An 18,036-nucleotide genomic window follows, 5' to 3' on the forward strand; every position below is an offset into this window, starting at 1 on the left:
GGGCGTCAGGGTTCGATCCGCACCTCAAGCTGAGCCGAGCTGATTGCCAAGTCCGACTCTCCGCTGGTTTGGTAGCTCAGGCTCACTGACCGGTTCAGGTACTTCTCCAGCTCTTTCTTGGGGATTGGTACGCTCAGGTTCCTCACTCTTTCAATGTCTTCAGTTTCTTCGTTCCATTGTCCCACCTGAACCCTGGCGCTGCGCCAGTCCGGGGTTTCTTGACTTTCCCCCAGTATCGCAAAGACATCATTCATCGTTGGTATGTCAGCTTCATTCGGGATGCTGAGATCCACTGGATCCTTTAGTTTCGACAGCGATACAACATCGGTGAATCCTTTGATACTGGGGGCGGGAAGTGCCATGAGATGTCTCCTTTAGCGACGATTGAGCCGTAGTGTTTGCGGTTCACCAGAGCGTTATCGCGCCACATGGCCTTCGTCGAAACTGTAAGAAATAACAGTTTCGACGAGTGGTGCTGGGTGCCTCGATCTCTCCTCAGGGCCTGGAGCTACTGCTCTTAGGACAACGTATGTCCTGTGTAGGCTTGCGTCGAAGCAGCAGCCTCTCTCACGCCAACAGCATCCCCCGCGCAGCGGTCGGTCGACGGCCCCTTGTCCAAAATTTTCACCCCTGCCGATGAAATGCAGTTGACGGTTATTTTTTAAGTTGTACGATGACCTACAACTTCGGCGCAGGCTGAACGGTTTTCTCACACATAACGTCGCAACCCAGGGTGTTCGAATAATGAATCCACAAGAACTGAAGTCCATCCTCTCTTCCGGTCTGCTGTCTTTCCCGGTCACCGATTTCAATGCCCAGGGCGACTTCAATCGCGCGGGTTACATCAAGCGTCTCGAATGGCTGGCCCCATACGGCGCCTCGGCTCTGTTCGCCGCAGGCGGCACCGGTGAGTTCTTCTCTCTGGCGGCCAGCGAATATTCGGAAATCATCAAGACTGCGGTCGACACCTGCGCGACCAGCGTGCCGATTCTGGCCGGCGTTGGCGGTTCTACTCGCCAGGCCATCGAATATGCACAGGAAGCCGAGCGCCTGGGCGCCAAAGGCCTGTTGCTGCTGCCGCACTACCTGACCGAAGCCAGCCAGGACGGCGTTGCCGCCCACGTTGAAGCGGTGTGCAAGTCGGTCAGCATCGGCGTCGTGGTCTACAACCGTAACGTCTGCCGCCTGACCGCGCCGCTGCTGGAACGCCTGGCCGAGCGCTGCCCGAACCTGATCGGCTACAAGGATGGCCTGGGCGATATCGAATTGATGGTGTCGATCCGCCGCCGCCTCGGTGATCGCTTCAGCTACCTGGGTGGCCTGCCGACCGCCGAAGTCTACGCCGCTGCCTACAAGGCTTTGGGCGTACCGGTCTACTCCTCGGCGGTGTTCAACTTCATCCCGAAAACCGCGATGGATTTCTACCACGCCATCGCTCGTGAAGATCACGCCACCGTCGGCAAGATCATCGACGACTTCTTCCTGCCGTACCTGGACATCCGTAACCGCAAGGCCGGCTACGCCGTGAGCATCGTCAAGGCCGGGGCAAAAATTGCCGGCTATGACGCCGGTCCCGTGCGTGCGCCGCTGACCGATCTGACCGGCGAAGAGTACGAAATGCTCGCCGCGCTGATCGACAAGCAGGGTGCGCAGTAATACATCCGATTTAGTAAGGCCGCTGAGCAATCAGCGGCCTTTTGCGTGAGGAGATATTAAAGTGGCAGATGCAAAGCGTTTCGATAACTACATCAATGGGGAATGGGTTGCCGGTGGCGATTATTCGGCCAACATCAACCCGTCCGAACTGACCGACACCATCGGCGATTACGCCAAGGCCGACCTGGCTCAGGTCAACGCCGCCATCGATGCTGCCCGTGCCGCATTCCCGGCCTGGTCCACTTCCGGCATTCAGGCCCGTCACGATTCCCTGGATAAAGTCGGCACCGAAATCCTCGCCCGTCGCGAAGAACTCGGCACCCTGTTGGCCCGGGAAGAGGGCAAGACCCTGCCTGAAGCCATCGGCGAAGTGACCCGCGCCGGCAACATCTTCAAGTTCTTCGCCGGCGAATGCCTGCGCCTGTCCGGCGACTATCTGCCGTCGGTGCGTCCGGGCGTCAACGTTGAAGTCACCCGCGAAGCCCTTGGCGTGGTCGGTCTGATCACCCCGTGGAACTTCCCGATTGCCATCCCGTCGTGGAAAATCGCCCCGGCCCTGGCCTACGGCAACTGCGTCGTGCTGAAACCTGCTGACCTGGTACCGGGTTGCGCCTGGGCCCTGGCCGAAATCATCTCCCGCGCCGGCTTCCCGGCCGGTGTGTTCAACCTGGTGATGGGCAGCGGTCGCGTGGTTGGCGATGCACTGGTCCATAGCCCGAAAGTCGACGGCATCAGCTTCACCGGTTCCGTGGGTGTTGGTCGTCAGATTGCTGTCAGCTGCGTGTCGCGTCAGGCCAAAGTTCAGCTGGAAATGGGCGGCAAGAACCCGCAGATCATTCTCGACGACGCCGACCTCAAGCAAGCCGTCGAACTGTCGGTACAGAGCGCGTTCTACTCCACCGGCCAGCGTTGCACCGCATCGAGCCGCTTCATCGTCACCGCCGGGATTCACGACAAATTCGTCGAAGCCATGGCCGAGCGCATGAAGTCGATCAAGGTCGGCCACGCGTTGAAATCCGGCACGGACATCGGTCCTGTGGTATCGCAAGCCCAGCTTGAGCAGGACATGAAGTACATCGACATCGGCCAGTCCGAAGGTGCACGTCTGGTCAGCGGCGGCGGTCTGGTGACCTGCGACACCGAGGGCTACTTCCTCGCGCCAACGCTGTTTGCCGACAGCGAAGCGTCGATGCGCATCAGCCGCGAAGAGATCTTCGGCCCGGTGGCCAATATTGTCCGTGTCGCCGATTACGAAGCCGCACTGGCCATGGCCAACGACACCGAGTTCGGTCTGTCGGCGGGTATCGCCACCACTTCGTTGAAGTACGCCAACCACTTCAAACGCCACTCCCAGGCCGGGATGGTGATGGTCAACCTGCCGACGGCCGGCGTGGATTACCACGTTCCGTTCGGGGGGCGTAAAGGTTCATCCTATGGATCACGTGAGCAAGGTCGCTATGCGCAAGAGTTCTACACGGTCGTGAAAACCAGCTACATCGGTTCGTAAACGCAAAACCCTGTAGGAGCGAGCGTGCTCGCGATGGTCTTGAGGTCGCGGCGGTAAACCTGATGCCCCGCGTCATCGTTGACGACCATCTCGAGCAGGCCCGCTCCTACAGGGAGCAGTAACAGATTCACCCGCGCATAAAAATAATTTGTGGGAGTACATCTACATGCAATCGACCAAGCCGACTCACGTCCGCTATTTGATCCTGCTCATGCTTTTTCTGGTGACCACGATCAACTACGCCGACCGGGCTACCATCGCAATCGCTGGCTCCAGCCTGCAAAAAGATCTCGGCATCGACGCCGTTACCCTCGGCTACATCTTCTCCGCATTCGGTTGGGCCTACGTGGCCGGGCAAATCCCCGGCGGCTGGCTGCTGGACCGATTCGGTTCGAAAAAAATCTATGCGCTGAGCATTTTCACCTGGTCACTCTTCACCGTGTTGCAGGGCTATGTCGGTGAGTTCGGCATGTCCACAGCGGTGGTCGCACTGTTCATGCTGCGCTTCCTCGTGGGCCTGGCCGAAGCGCCATCCTTTCCCGGTAACGCACGTATAGTCGCGGCCTGGTTCCCGACCGCTGAACGCGGCACCGCCTCGGCGATCTTCAACTCCGCGCAATACTTTGCCACTGTATTGTTCGCACCGTTGATGGGCTGGATCGTCTACAGCTTCGGCTGGCAGCACGTGTTCATCGTCATGGGCGTGATCGGCATCATCTTCTCGGGGATCTGGCTGAAGGTGATCTACAGCCCGCGTCAGCACCCGATGATCAACGAGGCCGAGTTCAAGCACATTGCTGACAACGGCGGCATGGTCGACATGGACCAGGACAAGGGCAAAGGCAAAAAGGGCGACGGTCCGAAGTGGGACTACATCCGCCAGTTGCTGACCAACCGCATGATGCTCGGCGTGTATCTGGGCCAGTACTGCATCAACGGTATCACTTACTTCTTCCTGACCTGGTTCCCGGTGTACTTGGTACAGGAACGCGGCATGACCATCCTCAAGGCCGGTTTCATCGCCTCTTTACCAGCGATCTGCGGCTTCATCGGCGGTGTACTCGGCGGGGTGATTTCCGATTACCTGCTGCGTAAAGGCCATTCCCTGACTTTCGCCCGCAAGGCGCCGATCATCGCTGGCCTGCTGGTTTCCAGCAGCATCGTGGCGTGCAACTACGTGGACGTTGAATGGATGGTTGTCGGCTTCATGGCCCTGGCATTCTTCGGCAAAGGCGTGGGCGCATTGGGCTGGGCGGTGGTGTCCGACACCTCGCCGAAGCAAATCGCCGGTCTCAGCGGTGGCTTGTTCAATACCTTCGGCAACATTGCTTCGATCACCACACCAATCGTGATCGGCTACATCATCAGCTCCACCGGTTCGTTCAAATGGGCGCTGGTGTTTGTTGGTTGCAACGCACTGGTCGCGGTGTTCAGCTACCTGGTGATCGTGGGTCCGATCAAGCGTGTGGTGCTCAAAGAGCCACCTGCGAACGGTACTGAAGCCCCTGGCAAATTGTCTCAAGCGCATTCCTGAGGAGCGGCGTCATGCAGTTGATTGAACATTCCGATTCGCCGCGCTACATCCGTCTGCACGAGCGGGACAACGTGGTGATCGTGGTCAATGATCAGGGCGTACCGGCCGGCACCGAGTTTGCCGATGGCCTGGTTACCGTGGACTTCGTGCCCCAGAGCCACAAGGTCACTCTGGAAGACATTCCCGAGGGTGGCCAGGTGATACGTTACGGCCAGGTCATTGGCTACGCTCTGCAGCCGATTCCCCGTGGCAGTTGGGTCAAGGAAGATCAACTGCGCATGCCGACCGCGCCACCGCTGGACAGCCTGCCGCTGTCCACCGAAGTGCCGGCCGCGCAGGCACCGCTGGAAGGGTTTACTTTCGAGGGTTATCGCAACGTCGACGGCACCGTCGGCACGCGCAACATCCTTGGTATCACCACCACGGTTCAGTGCGTAACGGGTGTGCTCGACCATGCGGTAAAACGCATCAAGGACGAGTTGCTGCCCAAGTATCCGCACGTCGATGACGTGGTGGCGCTGACCCACAGCTACGGCTGTGGTGTGGCAATCACCGCCACCGATGCGTACATCCCGATCCGTACCGTGCGCAACCTGGCACGCAACCCGAACCTGGGCGGTGAAGCCCTGGTGATCAGCCTGGGCTGCGAGAAATTGCAGGCCGGGCAGGTGATGCACGAGAACGACAGTTCGGTGGATCTCAGCGAGCCATGGCTGTACCGCTTGCAGGATTCCAGCCACGGTTTCAGCGAAATGATCGAGCAGATCATGGAACTGGCCGAGACCCGTTTGAAGAAGCTCGATCAGCGTCGCCGGGAAACCGTGCCGGCGTCCGAGCTGATTCTCGGTATGCAGTGCGGCGGCAGCGATGCGTTCTCCGGAATTACCGCCAACCCGGCGCTCGGTTATGCCTCCGATCTGCTGCTGCGGGCTGGCGCGACAGTGATGTTTTCCGAAGTCACCGAAGTGCGCGATGCGATTTACCTGCTGACCTCCCGCGCTCAAACCGAGGAGGTTGCCCGGGAACTGGTGCGGGAAATGGACTGGTACGACCGTTACCTGGCCAAGGGTGAGGCCGATCGCAGCGCCAACACCACGCCGGGCAACAAGAAGGGCGGGTTGTCGAACATTGTCGAGAAGTCCCTGGGCTCGATCGTCAAGTCCGGCAGCAGCGCTATCACGGGGGTTCTCGGCCCTGGCGAGCGATTCAAGGAAAAAGGCCTGATCTTTTGTGCGACCCCGGCCAGCGACTTTGTCTGCGGTACGTTGCAACTGGCGGCGGGGATGAACCTGCATGTGTTCACCACGGGGCGCGGTACGCCTTATGGACTGGCCATGGCGCCGGTGGTGAAAGTGTCGACCCGGACCGAACTGGCGCAGCGCTGGCCTGATCTGATTGATATCGACGCCGGGCGCATTGCCACCGGGCGCGCATCCATCGAAGAGCTTGGCTGGGAGCTGTTTCACTACTACCTGGATGTGGCCAGCGGCAAGCAGCAGACCTGGGCTGAAAAGCACAAGTTGCATAACGACATCACGTTGTTCAATCCGGCGCCGATTACCTGATACCGCGTCGTCTGCTTCGCGAGCAAGCCCGCTCCCACATTCGACCGCATGTAGCCTGAGCGAATGCGATCAAATGTGGGAGCGGCCTTGCTCGCGAAGGCGATCTCCCAGACGCCGAAGTCCTTGGTGGCTTATCATTAGCCAACTAACGACACCTTCAAGGTTCCCTCCGGCATGCTGGCAATTTTCCTCGAAACCCTGAACATCACCGCCCCGGTGTTCGCCATGCTGTTTCTCGGTGTGTTGCTCAAACGCATCGACTGGATCAACGACAACTTCATCCACACCGCGTCGTCCCTGGTGTTCAACGTCACCATGCCGGCGCTGCTGTTTCTGGGCATCCTGCATGCCGACCTGCACGCCGCGCTGCAACCGGCTCTGCTGATCTACTTCTCCCTGGCGACCCTGGCGTGTTTTGCCATCGCCTGGGGCTGGGCGATCTTCAAGTGCCCGCGGGAGGATCGGGGGATTTATACCCAGGGGGCCTTTCGCGGCAACAACGGTGTGATCGGCCTGGCGCTGGCAGCGAGCATGTACGGCGACTACGGTATTTCCCTCGGGGCGATTCTCGCGGCGCTGGTGATTCTGTTCTACAACACGCTCTCGACCATCGTCCTGGCGGTATACAGCCCGGTGATCAAGTCCGATCCCTGGAGCATCTGCAAAAGTGTTTTCAGCAATCCGCTGATCATCAGCGTGATTGCCGCTGCCCCGTTCGCCTATTTCCAGATCGGCTTGCCTGGGTGGCTGGAAACGTCCGGCCAATACCTGGCGCAAACCACTTTGCCGCTGGCGCTGATCTGTATCGGCGGCACGCTGTCACTGGCGGCGCTGCGCAAAAGCGGCAAGATGGCGCTCAGTTCCAGCCTGGTGAAAATGCTCGGATTGCCGATACTGGCGACGCTGGGCGCATGGTTATGGGGCTTTCGCGGGGCGGAACTGGGGATTCTGTTCCTGTACTTCGGCAGCCCGACCGCCGCAGCCAGTTTTGTAATGGCGCGGGCGGCGGATGGCAATCATGAACTGGCGGCGGCGATTATCGTCATCACCACGTTGATGGCGGCGGTGACGACTAATATCGGGATCTTTTTGTTGCAGTGGGGTGGGTGGATCTGACTGGCAGTGTTGTGGTGTGCTCTCGGGCCTCTTCGCGGGCAAGCCCGCTCCCACAGGGTTCTTTTGTGTGAATTAAATTTCAGAACCACATAGGAACCTGTGGGAGCGGGCTTGCTCGCGAAGGCGTCAGATCAGGCAACCGGAATCCCAATGACTCACGTGGGTTGTTGGTAACTATCAATCACTTCCTGCGCCGCCCGAAACGCATCGATCGCCGCCGGCACGCCTGCATACACTGCGCAATGCAGCAGCGCCTCGCGAATCTCGTCCACGGTGCAACCGTTGTTCAGCGCACCGCGCACGTGACCTTTCAACTCTTGCGGGCATTTGAGTGCGGTCAAGGCGGCGAGGGTGATCAGGCTGCGGGTCTTCAGCGGCAGGCCTTCGCGATTCCACACGCCACCCCAGGCGTGTTCATTGACGAAATCCTGCAGCGGCTGGGTGAACTCGGTGGCATTGCCCAGTGCCCGGTCGACGAAGGCGTCGCCCATCACTTGGCGGCGGACTTCAACGCCGGGTTTTTTATGCTCGGTCATGGCGATTCCTTTTTATGGTGTTGGCGACGCCAGGCGCGCAGTGACGTGAATAGCAAAAACGCCACCAGCGCCGGCAAAACGAAAAACAGCATCAGGTGCTCAAGCTTGCCGGCCAGGGGCATGCCGGTGGTGAACGACACCACGTGCAGCCCATAGGCCATATAAAGGCCCAGAAACAGCAGGCCTTCGGCGCGGGTCACCCGATAGCCGGAATAAAATAACGGCAGGCACAGCACTGCCACGCCGAGCATCACTGGCAGGTCGAAATCCAGGGCATTGGGCGACACCGACAATGGCGACGGCGCCACGAGCGCCGTGAAACCGAGCACTCCCAGAAGATTGAACAGGTTACTGCCGATCACGTTGCCCACGGCGATATCGCGCTGACCACGTAGCGCGGCGATCAATGAAGTGGCCAGCTCGGGCAACGATGTACTGATTGCGACGATGGTCAGGCCAATGATGCGCTCCGACAACCCCAGATCGGTGGCGACCACCACTGCGGCCCCAAGCAGCAGGTGCCCGGCGTACACCAGCATCGCCAGTCCGGCAACGATCATCAGCAAGCTGCTGAACCAGGGTGCTTGCGTGTTGCGTCCCTGGCTCGATACCGGACGCGCCGAGTGCCGGGACTGGCGCAGCAACAGACCCAGATACAGCGCCAGTGCTATCAGCAGCACCACGCCGTCGGTCCGGGTCAGTTGTTCATTCCAGGCCAGTATGGACACCAGCAGGCTGGCGCCGATCATCAGTGGAATATCCAGGCGCACCAATTGCCGGGACACGCGCAAGGGAATGATCAGCGCAGACAACCCGAGCGTGACTAGGATGTTGAAAATGCTGCTGCCAATCACGCTGCCGACGGCGATGTCGGTGTTGTTGGCCAGGGTGGCTTGCAGGCTGACGGCCATCTGCGGGGCGCTGCTGCCGAGGGCGACGATGGTCAGGCCGATGATCAGCGGGCGCACATGCAAGCGTGCGGCCAGGCGTACGGCGGCGCGCACCATCAGTTCGGCGCCGGCTATCAGCAGGCATAGCCCGCTGAGCAATTCGATCACGCTGATCAGGGGTAGGTCGTCTAATCCGAAAATGGTTGTGGCTCCGTCTATCAGTCGAGGGCTTGCACACGAACCCGCGCGGTACCGCTCTTGACCATGCCCAGGCGTTCGGCGGCTTCGTGGGAAAGGTCGATCAGACGTCCACGGGTGTGCGGCCCACGATCATTGATGCGCACCACACAGGACTTGTCGTTTTTCAGATTGGTGACCTTCACCCGTGTACCGAAGGGTAGCTGGCGGTGGGCGGCGGTCATGGAATTCTTGTCAAAACGCTCGCCACTGGCGGTGCGCTTGCCTTGGTGTTTGGCGCCGTAGTACGAGGCTACGCCAGTTTTGTCGTAGCCATGCGGATCGACGGTGTCGGTGCTGGCGCAACCGGCCAGCAGCGAGAGGAGGGCGCAGGCGCCAAGCAGACGTTTCATTCAAGGTTTTCCCGAAGCTATTGTGGGACAGAGCCAATGTGGCGAGGGGGCGTGCCCCCGTTGGGTTGCCCAGCAGCCCCAATACCTGCATTCGGAGTCTATCTGACACACCGAGTTTTCAAGTATCGGGATTGCTGTGCAACCCAACGGGGGCAAGCCCCCTCGCCACAAAAGCCCGCTCCCACAGGGGGTTGGAGCCAGATTTTAGAGCTGGCTCCATTTGCATCAGCCTTCGAGCTTGCTTTTGAGCAGTTCGTTGACCTGTTGCGGGTTGGCCTTGCCTTTGGAGGCTTTCATGGCCTGGCCGACAAAGAAGCCGAACATTTTGCCGCGCTTGGCTTCATCTGCCGCGCGGTATTGTTCGACCTGCTCGGCGTTGGCCGCGAGCATTTCGTCCAGCACCGCCGAAATGGCGCCGGTGTCGGTAACCTGCTTGAGGCCGCGCTTGTCGATAATCTCGTCTGCGCTGCCTTCGCCGTTGGCCATCGCTTCAAACACGACCTTGGCGATCTTGCCGGAGATGGTGTTGTCCTTGATGCGCAACAGCATGCCGCCCAATTGCTCGGCCGAAACTGGCGACTCTTCAATGTCCAGGCCTTGCTTGTTGAGCAGGCTGCCCAACTCGACCATCACCCAGTTCGCCGCCAGCTTGGCGTCGCCGCCGATGCTCGCGACTTTCTCGAAGTAGTCGGCCTGTTCGCGGCTGGTCGCCAGAACGCTGGCGTCGTAGACCGACAGGCCGAACTGCTCCTGGAAGCGCTCGCGCTTTTGCGGTGGCAGTTCCGGCAGGGTGGCGCGCACGTCGTCGAGGAACGAGCTTTCGATCACGACTGGCAGCAGGTCCGGGTCAGGGAAGTAACGGTAGTCGTTGGCCTCCTCTTTGCTGCGCATCGGACGGGTTTCGTCCTTGTTAGGATCGTACAGACGGGTCTGCTGGATCACTTTGCCGCCGTCTTCGATCAGCTCGATCTGACGCTGAATCTCGGAGTTGATCGCCTTCTCGATGAAACGGAACGAGTTGACGTTCTTGATCTCGCAGCGGGTGCCAAACTCGACCTGGCCTTTTGGACGGATCGACACGTTGCAGTCGCAACGCAGCGAGCCTTCGGCCATGTTGCCATCGCAAATCCCCAGGTAACGCACCAGCGCGTGGATCGCCTTGACGTAAGCCACGGCTTCCTTGGCGCTGCGCATGTCCGGCTCGGAAACGATTTCCAGCAGCGGCGTGCCGGCACGGTTCAGATCGATGCCGCTGGCACCGTTGAATTCTTCGTGCAGGCTCTTGCCGGCGTCTTCTTCCAGGTGTGCGCGGGTGATGCCGACACGTTTGACCGTGCCGTCTTCCAGGGCGATGTCCAGGTGTCCCTTGCCGACGATCGGCAATTCCATCTGGCTGATCTGGTAGCCCTTGGGCAGGTCCGGGTAAAAGTAGTTTTTACGGGCGAACACGTTGTGCTGGCCGATCTCGGCGTCAATCGCCAGACCGAACATCACCGCCATGCGCACAGCTTCCTGGTTCAGCACCGGCAACACGCCGGGCATGCCCAGGTCGATCAGGCTGGCCTGGGTGTTCGGCTCGGAACCGAAGGTGGTGGAACTACCGGAAAAGATTTTCGACCGGGTGGTGAGCTGGGTATGAATCTCCAGCCCGATCACGACTTCCCATTGCATGTGTGTCTCCTCAGAAGCCGGTTGGGGTGCGGGTGTGCCAGTCAGTGTGTAACTGATACTGGTGCGCAACGTTGAGCAAGCGGCCTTCCTGGAAATACGGAGCGAGCAACTGCACGCCGACCGGCAGACCGTCGACAAAACCTGCTGGCATCGACAGGCCCGGCAGGCCCGCGAGGTTGGCGGTGATGGTGTAGACGTCTTCCAGGTACGCAGCGACCGGGTCGCTGTTCTTGGCGCCGAGCTTCCAGGCCGGGTTCGGCGTGGTTGGGCCGAGGATGATGTCGACCTCATTGAAGGCAGCCATGAAGTCGTTCTTGATCAAGCGACGGATCTTCTGCGCCTTCAGGTAGTAGGCGTCGTAGTAACCGGCGGACAGTGCGTAGGCACCGACCATGATCCGACGCTGTACTTCCGGGCCGAAGCCTTCGCCACGGGAGCGTTTGTACAGGTCGATCAGGTTGACCGGGTTCTCGCAGCGGTAGCCGAAGCGCACCCCATCGAAACGCGACAGGTTGGAAGAAGCTTCCGCCGGGGCGATCACGTAGTACGCAGGAATCGCGTGCTGCATGTTCGGCAGGCTGATTTCCTTGATCACGGCGCCGAGCTTTTCCAGCTCCTTGACGCTGTTGTGGATCAGCTCGGCGATGCGCGGGTCGAGACCGGCGCTGAAATACTCTTTCGGCACGCCGATGCGCAGGCCTTGCAGCGAGCCGTTGAGGCTGGCGCTGTAGTCTGGCACCGGCTCATCGATGCTGGTGGAGTCGTTTGCATCGAAGCCTGCCATGCCTTGTAACAAAATCGCGCAGTCTTCGGCGGTGCGTGCCATCGGTCCGCCCTGATCCAGGCTTGAGGCGTAAGCGATCATGCCCCAGCGTGAAACACGACCGTACGTCGGTTTCAGGCCAGTCAGGTTGGTCAACGCAGCGGGCTGACGAATGGAACCACCGGTGTCGGTGCCGGTAGCGGCAGGCAACAGACGAGCGGCAACCGCGGCGGCCGAACCGCCGGACGAACCGCCCGGAACGTGTTCCAGGTTCCACGGGTTTTTCACTGCGCCGTAGTAGCTCGACTCGTTGGCCGAACCCATGGCGAATTCGTCCATGTTGGTCTTGCCCAGGGTCACGGCCCCGGCAGCGGCCAGCTTGGCGACGACGGTCGCGTCGTAGGGTGCCTTGAAGTTGTCGAGCATCTTCGAGCCGCAGCTGGTGCGAATGCCCTGGGTGCAGAACAGGTCTTTGTGGGCGATCGGCGCACCGAGCAGGGCACCGCTCTCACCATTGGCCCGGCGGGCGTCAGCGGCTTTCGCCTGCGACAGCGCCAGGTCTTCGGTGAGGCTGATGAAACTGTTGAGCTGTGGATCGAGCTGGGCGATACGCGCCAGCAGGACCTTGGTCAGCTCTTCGGAAGAAAACTTTTTATCGGCGAGTCCGCGGGCGATCTCGGCCAGAGTCAATTGATGCATTGCAGGCTCTTTCCCTTTAGTCGATGACTTTCGGAACCAGGTACAGGCCGTTTTCGACCGCTGGTGCGATGGACTGGTAGGCCTCGCGGTTATTGGTCTCGGTCACGACGTCTGCGCGCAGGCGCTGGCTGGCTTCCAGTGGGTGGGCCAGCGGCTCGATACCGTCGGTATTGACCGCCTGCATTTCGTCGACCAGCCCGAGAATGCTGTTTAGGGCCGAAGTGATGTGTGGAAGATCGGCATCATTGAGGCCCAGACAGGCCAGATGAGCGATTTTTTCCACGTCGGAGCGTTCAAGCGCCATTGGGATTCTCCAGTGGAAAACAGAACGGACGGCGTCCGTGTGTTAGATTGTCGGAACACTACCGCACTTCTACGGTCATAAGGCCGCGATTGTGGGGCTTGGTGCACAGAAAAGCGGCCAATTTAACATATTGGCGCCTTGCCCAAAATCCCTGTCGTTGTTAGAGTTTGCCGCACTTTTTTACCCACGCGTTGCCTAGGGTCCCTTTCCCATGTTCAAGAAACTGCGTGGCATGTTTTCCAGCGATCTTTCCATTGACCTGGGCACTGCCAACACCCTTATTTACGTGCGCGAGCGCGGTATCGTCCTGAATGAGCCATCGGTTGTGGCTATTCGGACACACGGTAACCAGAAAAGTGTCGTAGCTGTCGGCACCGAAGCGAAGCGCATGTTGGGCCGAACGCCGGGCAACATTGCTGCCATTCGTCCGATGAAGGATGGCGTGATCGCCGACTTCAGTGTCTGCGAAAAGATGCTGCAGTACTTCATCAACAAGGTTCACGAAAACAGCTTCCTGCAGCCCAGCCCTCGTGTGCTGATCTGCGTTCCATGCAAATCCACCCAGGTTGAGCGTCGTGCCATCCGTGAATCGGCCCTTGGTGCCGGTGCCCGTGAAGTGTTCCTGATCGAAGAGCCAATGGCCGCTGCGATCGGTGCCGGCCTGCCGGTTGAGGAAGCTCGCGGTTCGATGGTCGTGGATATCGGTGGTGGTACCACTGAAATCGCGCTGATCTCCCTGAACGGTGTGGTTTACGCCGAATCCGTACGGGTTGGCGGCGACCGCTTCGACGAAGCGATCATCACCTATGTGCGTCGCAACTACGGCAGCCTGATCGGCGAATCCACCGCCGAGCGCATCAAGCAGGAAATCGGTACTGCCTACCCGGGCGGCGAAGTTCGTGAAGTCGACGTTCGTGGCCGTAACCTGGCTGAAGGCGTTCCACGCGCATTCACCCTGAACTCCAACGAAGTGCTGGAAGCTCTGCAAGAGTCCCTGGCCACTATCGTTCAAGCCGTGAAAAGCGCCCTGGAGCAATCGCCGCCGGAACTGGCTTCCGACATCGCCGAGCGTGGCCTGGTGCTGACCGGTGGTGGCGCCTTGCTGCGTGACCTCGACAAGTTGCTGGCCCAGGAAACCGGTCTGCCGGTGATCGTCGCCGAAGACCCACTGACCTGCGTTGCTCGCGGTGGTGGCCGTGCATTGGAAATGATGGATAAACACACCATGGATCTGCTCTCCAGCGAATAAGTCGCCGGATTGCCTCTATGCTGTTGAGCGCGCAGGCGGCACTTTGCAGTGCTGCCTGTTGGCGTTTATCTTCTGTCACTCTGCATCCAGGCCGGTTTGATGCCGTATGAATAAAGAAAATATTTGCCTGGGAGGAGCGGCTTATTAAACCGCTTTTCACCAAGGGTCCCTCACTGGGCGTGCGCTTGTTGGTGCTGGTCGTGCTGTCGGTCGCGCTGATGGTGTTCGATGCCCGCTTCACACTGCTTAAGCCAGTGCGTAGCCAAATGTCGCTGGTATTGATGCAGTCTTACTGGATCACCGACCTGCCGCAGAGGCTATGGCAAGGTGTGGCCAGCCAGTTTGGCAGCCGGACCGAACTCGTCGCCGAAAACGAAAAACTCAAGACCGAAAACTTGCTGTTGCAGGGGCGCATGCAGAAGCTTGCCGCCCTGACCGAGCAGAACGTTCGGCTGCGCGAGTTGCTCAACTCATCCGCGCTGGTCAACGAGAAGGTCGAAGTGGCCGAGTTGATCGGCATGGATCCCAACCCGTTCACCCATCGCATCATCATCAACAAGGGTGAGCGCGACGGCGTGATCCTCGGTCAGCCGGTGCTCGATGCCCGTGGCCTGATGGGGCAGGTGGTCGAGTTGATGCCGTATACCTCCCGTGTCCTGTTGCTGACCGATACCACCCACAGCATTCCGGTACAGGTAAACCGCAACGGTCTGCGCGCTATTGCCAGCGGCACCGGTAACCCGGAACGCCTGGAGTTGCGCCACGTGGCGGACACCGCTGACATCAAGGAAGGCGATCTGCTGGTCAGCTCGGGCCTGGGTCAACGTTTCCCGGCAGGTTACCCGGTCGCGACCGTCAAGGAAGTGATTCATGATTCCGGCCAGCCATTTGCCATCGTCCGAGCCGTACCGACCGCTGCTTTGAACCGCAGCCGTTACCTGCTGCTGGTGTTCAGCGACACCCGTACCCCGGAAGAGCGTGCCAACGACGCCGCCCAGGCCCAGGAAAGTCTGGACGCGCAGGGCGGTGGTCCGGTCATTCCGGCGACCGTGCCGAAACTGGTCAGTCCGGCCGCTGCGGCTACGCCAGCCGCTCCGGCCGCTGCACCTGCTGCCACAGCTCCGGCCGCTGCACCTGCTGCTACAGCCCCGGCAGTCACCCCGGCTAAACCGGCTGCCGCCGCTCCGGCGAAGCCACCCGCTGTCGTGAAGCCAGCTGTCAAACCGCCAGTCTCCGCGCCGGCCACTCCAGGGGGAAGAGAATAATGGCTGGTGTCAAAGCATCCCGTAACGGCTGGATAGTCTGGCTGACGTTCGCCGTCGGCCTGTTGCTCAGCGTTTCGCCGTTGCCACAATTCATGGAAGTCCTGCGCCCGCTGTGGCTGGCCTTGCTGCTGGCGTTCTGGGCACTGGCCCTGCCGCAGAAAGTCGGCATGGCGACCGCGTGGTGCCTGGGCCTGGCTGAAGACGTGCTGTACGGCACGCTGCTGGGGCAGAACGCATTGATCCTGACCCTTATCACTTACCTGGTGCTGGCGCTGCAGCAACGACTGCGCATGTTCCCGATGTGGCAACAGAGCCTGGTGATCCTGGTGATTTTCGGCCTCGCGCAGCTGGTTCAGCTATGGCTGAGCGCCTTGACCGGCAACCGTCAGCCAACCCTGGCGTTGGTGCTGCCGGCATTGGTCAGCGCATTGCTGTGGCCCTGGATCAGTTTCGGTTTGCGCGGATTAAGTCGACGCTACAAAATCAATTGATTCGGTCAGGCATTGGCCCGCACCGGTGACGCCGCCAAAAAGGAACAGTATTGGTGAGCAGGGCACTAAACAGGGAGATGTCTCGATGAAACAGCTGTACCTCGCCTCTGGCTCGCCGCGTCGGCGTGAACTGCTCACGCAGATCGGCGTGCCGTTCGCCGCTGTCAGTGCGGACATCGATGAAACCCCCTTGCATCAAGAATCCCCGCCGGCCTATGTCGAGCGTCTGGCGCGCGGCAAGGCCAGGGCCGGATACGATGCTGTGGTGTCTGAAAATCCGTTTTGTGTGCTCGGCGCCGATACCGCCGTGGTGCTCGACGGAAAAATTCTCGGCAAACCGCTGGATGAAGCCGACGCATGCGCCATGCTGATGATGCTGTCCGGTGGTGAGCATCAGGTCTTGACCGCGATTGCCGTACTCGATGGCGAGCGTTGCGAATCCCGGGTGATCACCAGTCAGGTGCGTTTTCGTGACATCAGTCGCGATGAAGCGGCGGCCTACTGGGCCAGCGGCGAGCCACGTGACAAGGCTGGAGGCTACGGTATTCAAGGCCTGGGTGCAGTGTTCGTCGCCGGGCTTGCAGGAAGTTATTCGGCGGTGGTCGGATTGCCGCTGTGCGAAACCTTCGAGTTGCTCGGCCATTTCGGCATACCCTGTTGGCAAACCCTTTAACGCGCGCTGAGCGTCGTACTGACAAGATGCGGCCATTATCGTGAACATGCCTGAGCGAGACCCTGCCATGAGTGAAGAGATCCTGATCAACATCACGCCGATGGAATCGCGTGTGGCGGTGGTCGAAAACGGTGTGCTGCAAGAGGTCCATGTCGAGCGCACGCAGAAACGCGGAATCGTCGGCAATATCTACAAAGGCAAAGTCGTGCGGGTATTGCCGGGTATGCAGGCGGCTTTTGTCGACATCGGCCTTGATCGGGCCGCGTTCATTCATGCTTCGGAAATTTCCCTGCGTGAAGGCCCGGCAGTCGAGAGCATCAGCGCGCTGGTACACGAAGGCCAGAGTCTGGTGGTGCAAGTCACCAAGGACCCAATTGGCTCCAAGGGCGCGCGCCTGACCACTCAGTTGTCGATCCCGTCGCGTTATCTGGTGTATATGCCGCGCACCGCCCACGTCGGCATTTCCCTGAAGATCGAAGACGAAGCCGAGCGCGAGCGCCTCAAGCAAGTGGTCACCGATTGCGTGGCCAAGGAAGGCATCAAGGAAGCCGGTGGTTTCATCCTGCGAACGGCGGCCGAAGGTGCCGGGGGCGATGAAATTCTCATGGACATCCGCTACCTGCGCCGCCTGTGGGACCAGATCAACGCCCAGATCAAAACCATTAGTGCGCCGAGCGTGATTTACGAAGACCTCGGCCTGGCGCTCCGCACCCTGCGAGACCTGGTGAGCCCGAAGATCGAGAAGATCCGTATCGATTCGCGGGAAACCTTCCAGAAAACCACACAGTTCGTCGCCGAATTGATGCCGGAAATTGCCGATCGTCTGGAGCACTATCCGGGTGAGCGGCCTATTTTCGACCTGTACGGCGTCGAAGACGAAATCCAGAAAGCCCTCGAGCGCAAAGTCCCGCTCAAGTCCGGGGGCTATCTGGTAGTGGATCCGGCGGAGGCAATGACTACCATTGACGTGAACACCGGGGCATTCGTCGGTCATCGCAATCTCGAAGAAACCATCTTCAAGACCAATCTCGAAGCCGCCACCGCTATTGCCCGTCAGCTGCGCCTGCGCAACCTGGGCGGCATCATCATCATCGACTTCATCGACATGGAAGACGAAGAGCATCAGCGTCAGGTGCTGCGCACGCTCGAGAAGCAACTGGAGCGCGATCACGCCAAGACCAACATCATCGGTATCACCGAGTTGGGCCTGGTGCAGATGACCCGCAAGCGCACCCGCGAAAGCCTTGAGCAAGTGCTGTGCGAGCCATGCAGCTGTTGCCAGGGCCGCGGCAAGCTCAAGACCGCCGAAACCATATGCTACGAAATCTTCCGGGAAATCCTGCGGGAGGCTCGCGCCTATGAGGCGGAAGGCTATCGTGTATTGGCGAACCAGAAAGTCGTCGACCGCCTGCTTGATGAAGAGTCGGGCAATGTCGCCGAGCTGGAAGGATTTATCGGGCGCACCATTCGCTTTCAGGTAGAAACCATGTATTCCCAGGAACAATACGACGTGGTGTTGCTCTGAAT

The 18,036-nt window shown here is 60.0% G+C and carries 17 protein-coding genes; 10 read left to right on the plus strand and 7 right to left on the minus strand.

All coding sequences use genetic code 11. The features are described from left to right. Positions 1-5: 5 nt before the first annotated feature. Positions 6-362: a hypothetical protein gene (locus AC07OG_RS12935; RefSeq protein WP_495067201.1), complete on the minus strand. Its 357-nt coding sequence runs from the start codon at positions 360-362 to the stop codon at positions 6-8. A gap of 382 nt (positions 363-744) precedes the next feature. Here AC07OG_RS12935 and kdgD point away from each other — a divergent pair, with 382 nt between their 5' ends. From kdgD to AC07OG_RS12960, 5 genes are all read left to right on the plus strand, one after another. Next, positions 745-1,656 carry a 5-dehydro-4-deoxyglucarate dehydratase gene (kdgD, locus tag AC07OG_RS12940; RefSeq protein ID WP_060542957.1) on the plus strand — a complete coding sequence of 304 codons (912 nt, stop codon included), beginning with the start codon at positions 745-747 and terminating at the stop codon, positions 1,654-1,656. Positions 1,657-1,717: 61 nt separating this feature from the next. Next, positions 1,718-3,163, plus strand: a complete 1,446-nt coding sequence (locus AC07OG_RS12945; RefSeq protein ID WP_495067202.1) for an aldehyde dehydrogenase family protein — start codon at positions 1,718-1,720, stop codon at positions 3,161-3,163. Positions 3,164-3,329: 166 nt separating this feature from the next. Beyond that, positions 3,330-4,697 carry an MFS transporter gene (locus tag AC07OG_RS12950; RefSeq protein WP_495067203.1) on the plus strand — a complete coding sequence of 456 codons (1,368 nt, stop codon included), beginning with the start codon at positions 3,330-3,332 and terminating at the stop codon, positions 4,695-4,697. A gap of 11 nt (positions 4,698-4,708) precedes the next feature. After that, entirely contained in the window at positions 4,709-6,262 is a 1,554-nt protein-coding gene (gene garD, locus AC07OG_RS12955; RefSeq protein ID WP_495067204.1) for a galactarate dehydratase, read from the plus strand. 174 nt (positions 6,263-6,436) lie between these two features. Continuing rightward, positions 6,437-7,378, plus strand: coding sequence for an AEC family transporter (locus tag AC07OG_RS12960; RefSeq protein WP_218425618.1), 942 nt, complete (start codon positions 6,437-6,439; stop codon positions 7,376-7,378). Positions 7,379-7,533: 155 nt separating this feature from the next. On the opposite strand, the gene AC07OG_RS12965 is transcribed toward AC07OG_RS12960, so the two are convergent. The 6 genes from AC07OG_RS12965 to gatC form a co-directional block, all read right to left on the minus strand. Continuing rightward, positions 7,534-7,914, minus strand: a complete 381-nt coding sequence (locus tag AC07OG_RS12965; RefSeq protein ID WP_060542962.1) for a carboxymuconolactone decarboxylase family protein — start codon at positions 7,912-7,914, stop codon at positions 7,534-7,536. Continuing rightward, positions 7,911-8,972, minus strand: coding sequence for a calcium/sodium antiporter (locus AC07OG_RS12970; RefSeq protein ID WP_060542963.1), 1,062 nt, complete (start codon positions 8,970-8,972; stop codon positions 7,911-7,913). The genes AC07OG_RS12965 and AC07OG_RS12970 overlap by 4 nt, the downstream gene beginning before the upstream one ends. A 50-nt stretch (positions 8,973-9,022) precedes the next feature. Then, positions 9,023-9,394 (minus strand): septal ring lytic transglycosylase RlpA family protein, encoded by a 372-nt coding sequence (locus tag AC07OG_RS12975; RefSeq protein WP_060542964.1) that lies wholly within the window; start codon positions 9,392-9,394, stop codon positions 9,023-9,025. Positions 9,395-9,619: 225 nt separating this feature from the next. Beyond that, positions 9,620-11,065: an Asp-tRNA(Asn)/Glu-tRNA(Gln) amidotransferase subunit GatB gene (gene gatB / locus AC07OG_RS12980; RefSeq protein WP_060542965.1), complete on the minus strand. Its 1,446-nt coding sequence runs from the start codon at positions 11,063-11,065 to the stop codon at positions 9,620-9,622. A gap of 10 nt (positions 11,066-11,075) precedes the next feature. Beyond that, entirely contained in the window at positions 11,076-12,527 is a 1,452-nt protein-coding gene (gatA, locus tag AC07OG_RS12985) for an Asp-tRNA(Asn)/Glu-tRNA(Gln) amidotransferase subunit GatA (protein ID WP_218425617.1), read from the minus strand. A gap of 16 nt (positions 12,528-12,543) precedes the next feature. After that, positions 12,544-12,831, minus strand: a complete 288-nt coding sequence (gatC, locus tag AC07OG_RS12990; RefSeq protein WP_007976465.1) for an Asp-tRNA(Asn)/Glu-tRNA(Gln) amidotransferase subunit GatC — start codon at positions 12,829-12,831, stop codon at positions 12,544-12,546. A gap of 211 nt (positions 12,832-13,042) precedes the next feature. On the opposite strand from gatC, the gene mreB reads away from it, so the two are divergent. The 5 genes from mreB (at position 13,043) to rng (ending at position 18,034) form a co-directional block, all read left to right on the plus strand. Continuing rightward, positions 13,043-14,080, plus strand: coding sequence for a rod shape-determining protein MreB (gene mreB / locus AC07OG_RS12995; RefSeq protein ID WP_002555108.1), 1,038 nt, complete (start codon positions 13,043-13,045; stop codon positions 14,078-14,080). 143 nt (positions 14,081-14,223) lie between these two features. Continuing rightward, the gene (gene mreC / locus AC07OG_RS13000) at positions 14,224-15,345 is read left to right on the plus strand and encodes a rod shape-determining protein MreC (RefSeq protein WP_495067325.1); all 1,122 of its coding nucleotides are present in this window, start codon (positions 14,224-14,226) and stop codon (positions 15,343-15,345) included. After that, positions 15,345-15,836, plus strand: a complete 492-nt coding sequence (gene mreD, locus AC07OG_RS13005) for a rod shape-determining protein MreD (protein ID WP_060542968.1) — start codon at positions 15,345-15,347, stop codon at positions 15,834-15,836. Before mreC ends, mreD begins: the two co-directional genes overlap by 1 nt. 85 nt (positions 15,837-15,921) lie before the next feature. Further along, positions 15,922-16,509: a Maf family protein gene (locus AC07OG_RS13010; RefSeq protein WP_060542969.1), complete on the plus strand. Its 588-nt coding sequence runs from the start codon at positions 15,922-15,924 to the stop codon at positions 16,507-16,509. A 67-nt stretch (positions 16,510-16,576) separates the two neighbouring features. Then, entirely contained in the window at positions 16,577-18,034 is a 1,458-nt protein-coding gene (gene rng / locus AC07OG_RS13015; RefSeq protein ID WP_060542970.1) for a ribonuclease G, read from the plus strand. Positions 18,035-18,036: the final 2 nt, after the last annotated feature.

The sequence above is a fragment of the Pseudomonas sp. GW821-FHT09H03 genome, assembly GCF_059415945.1.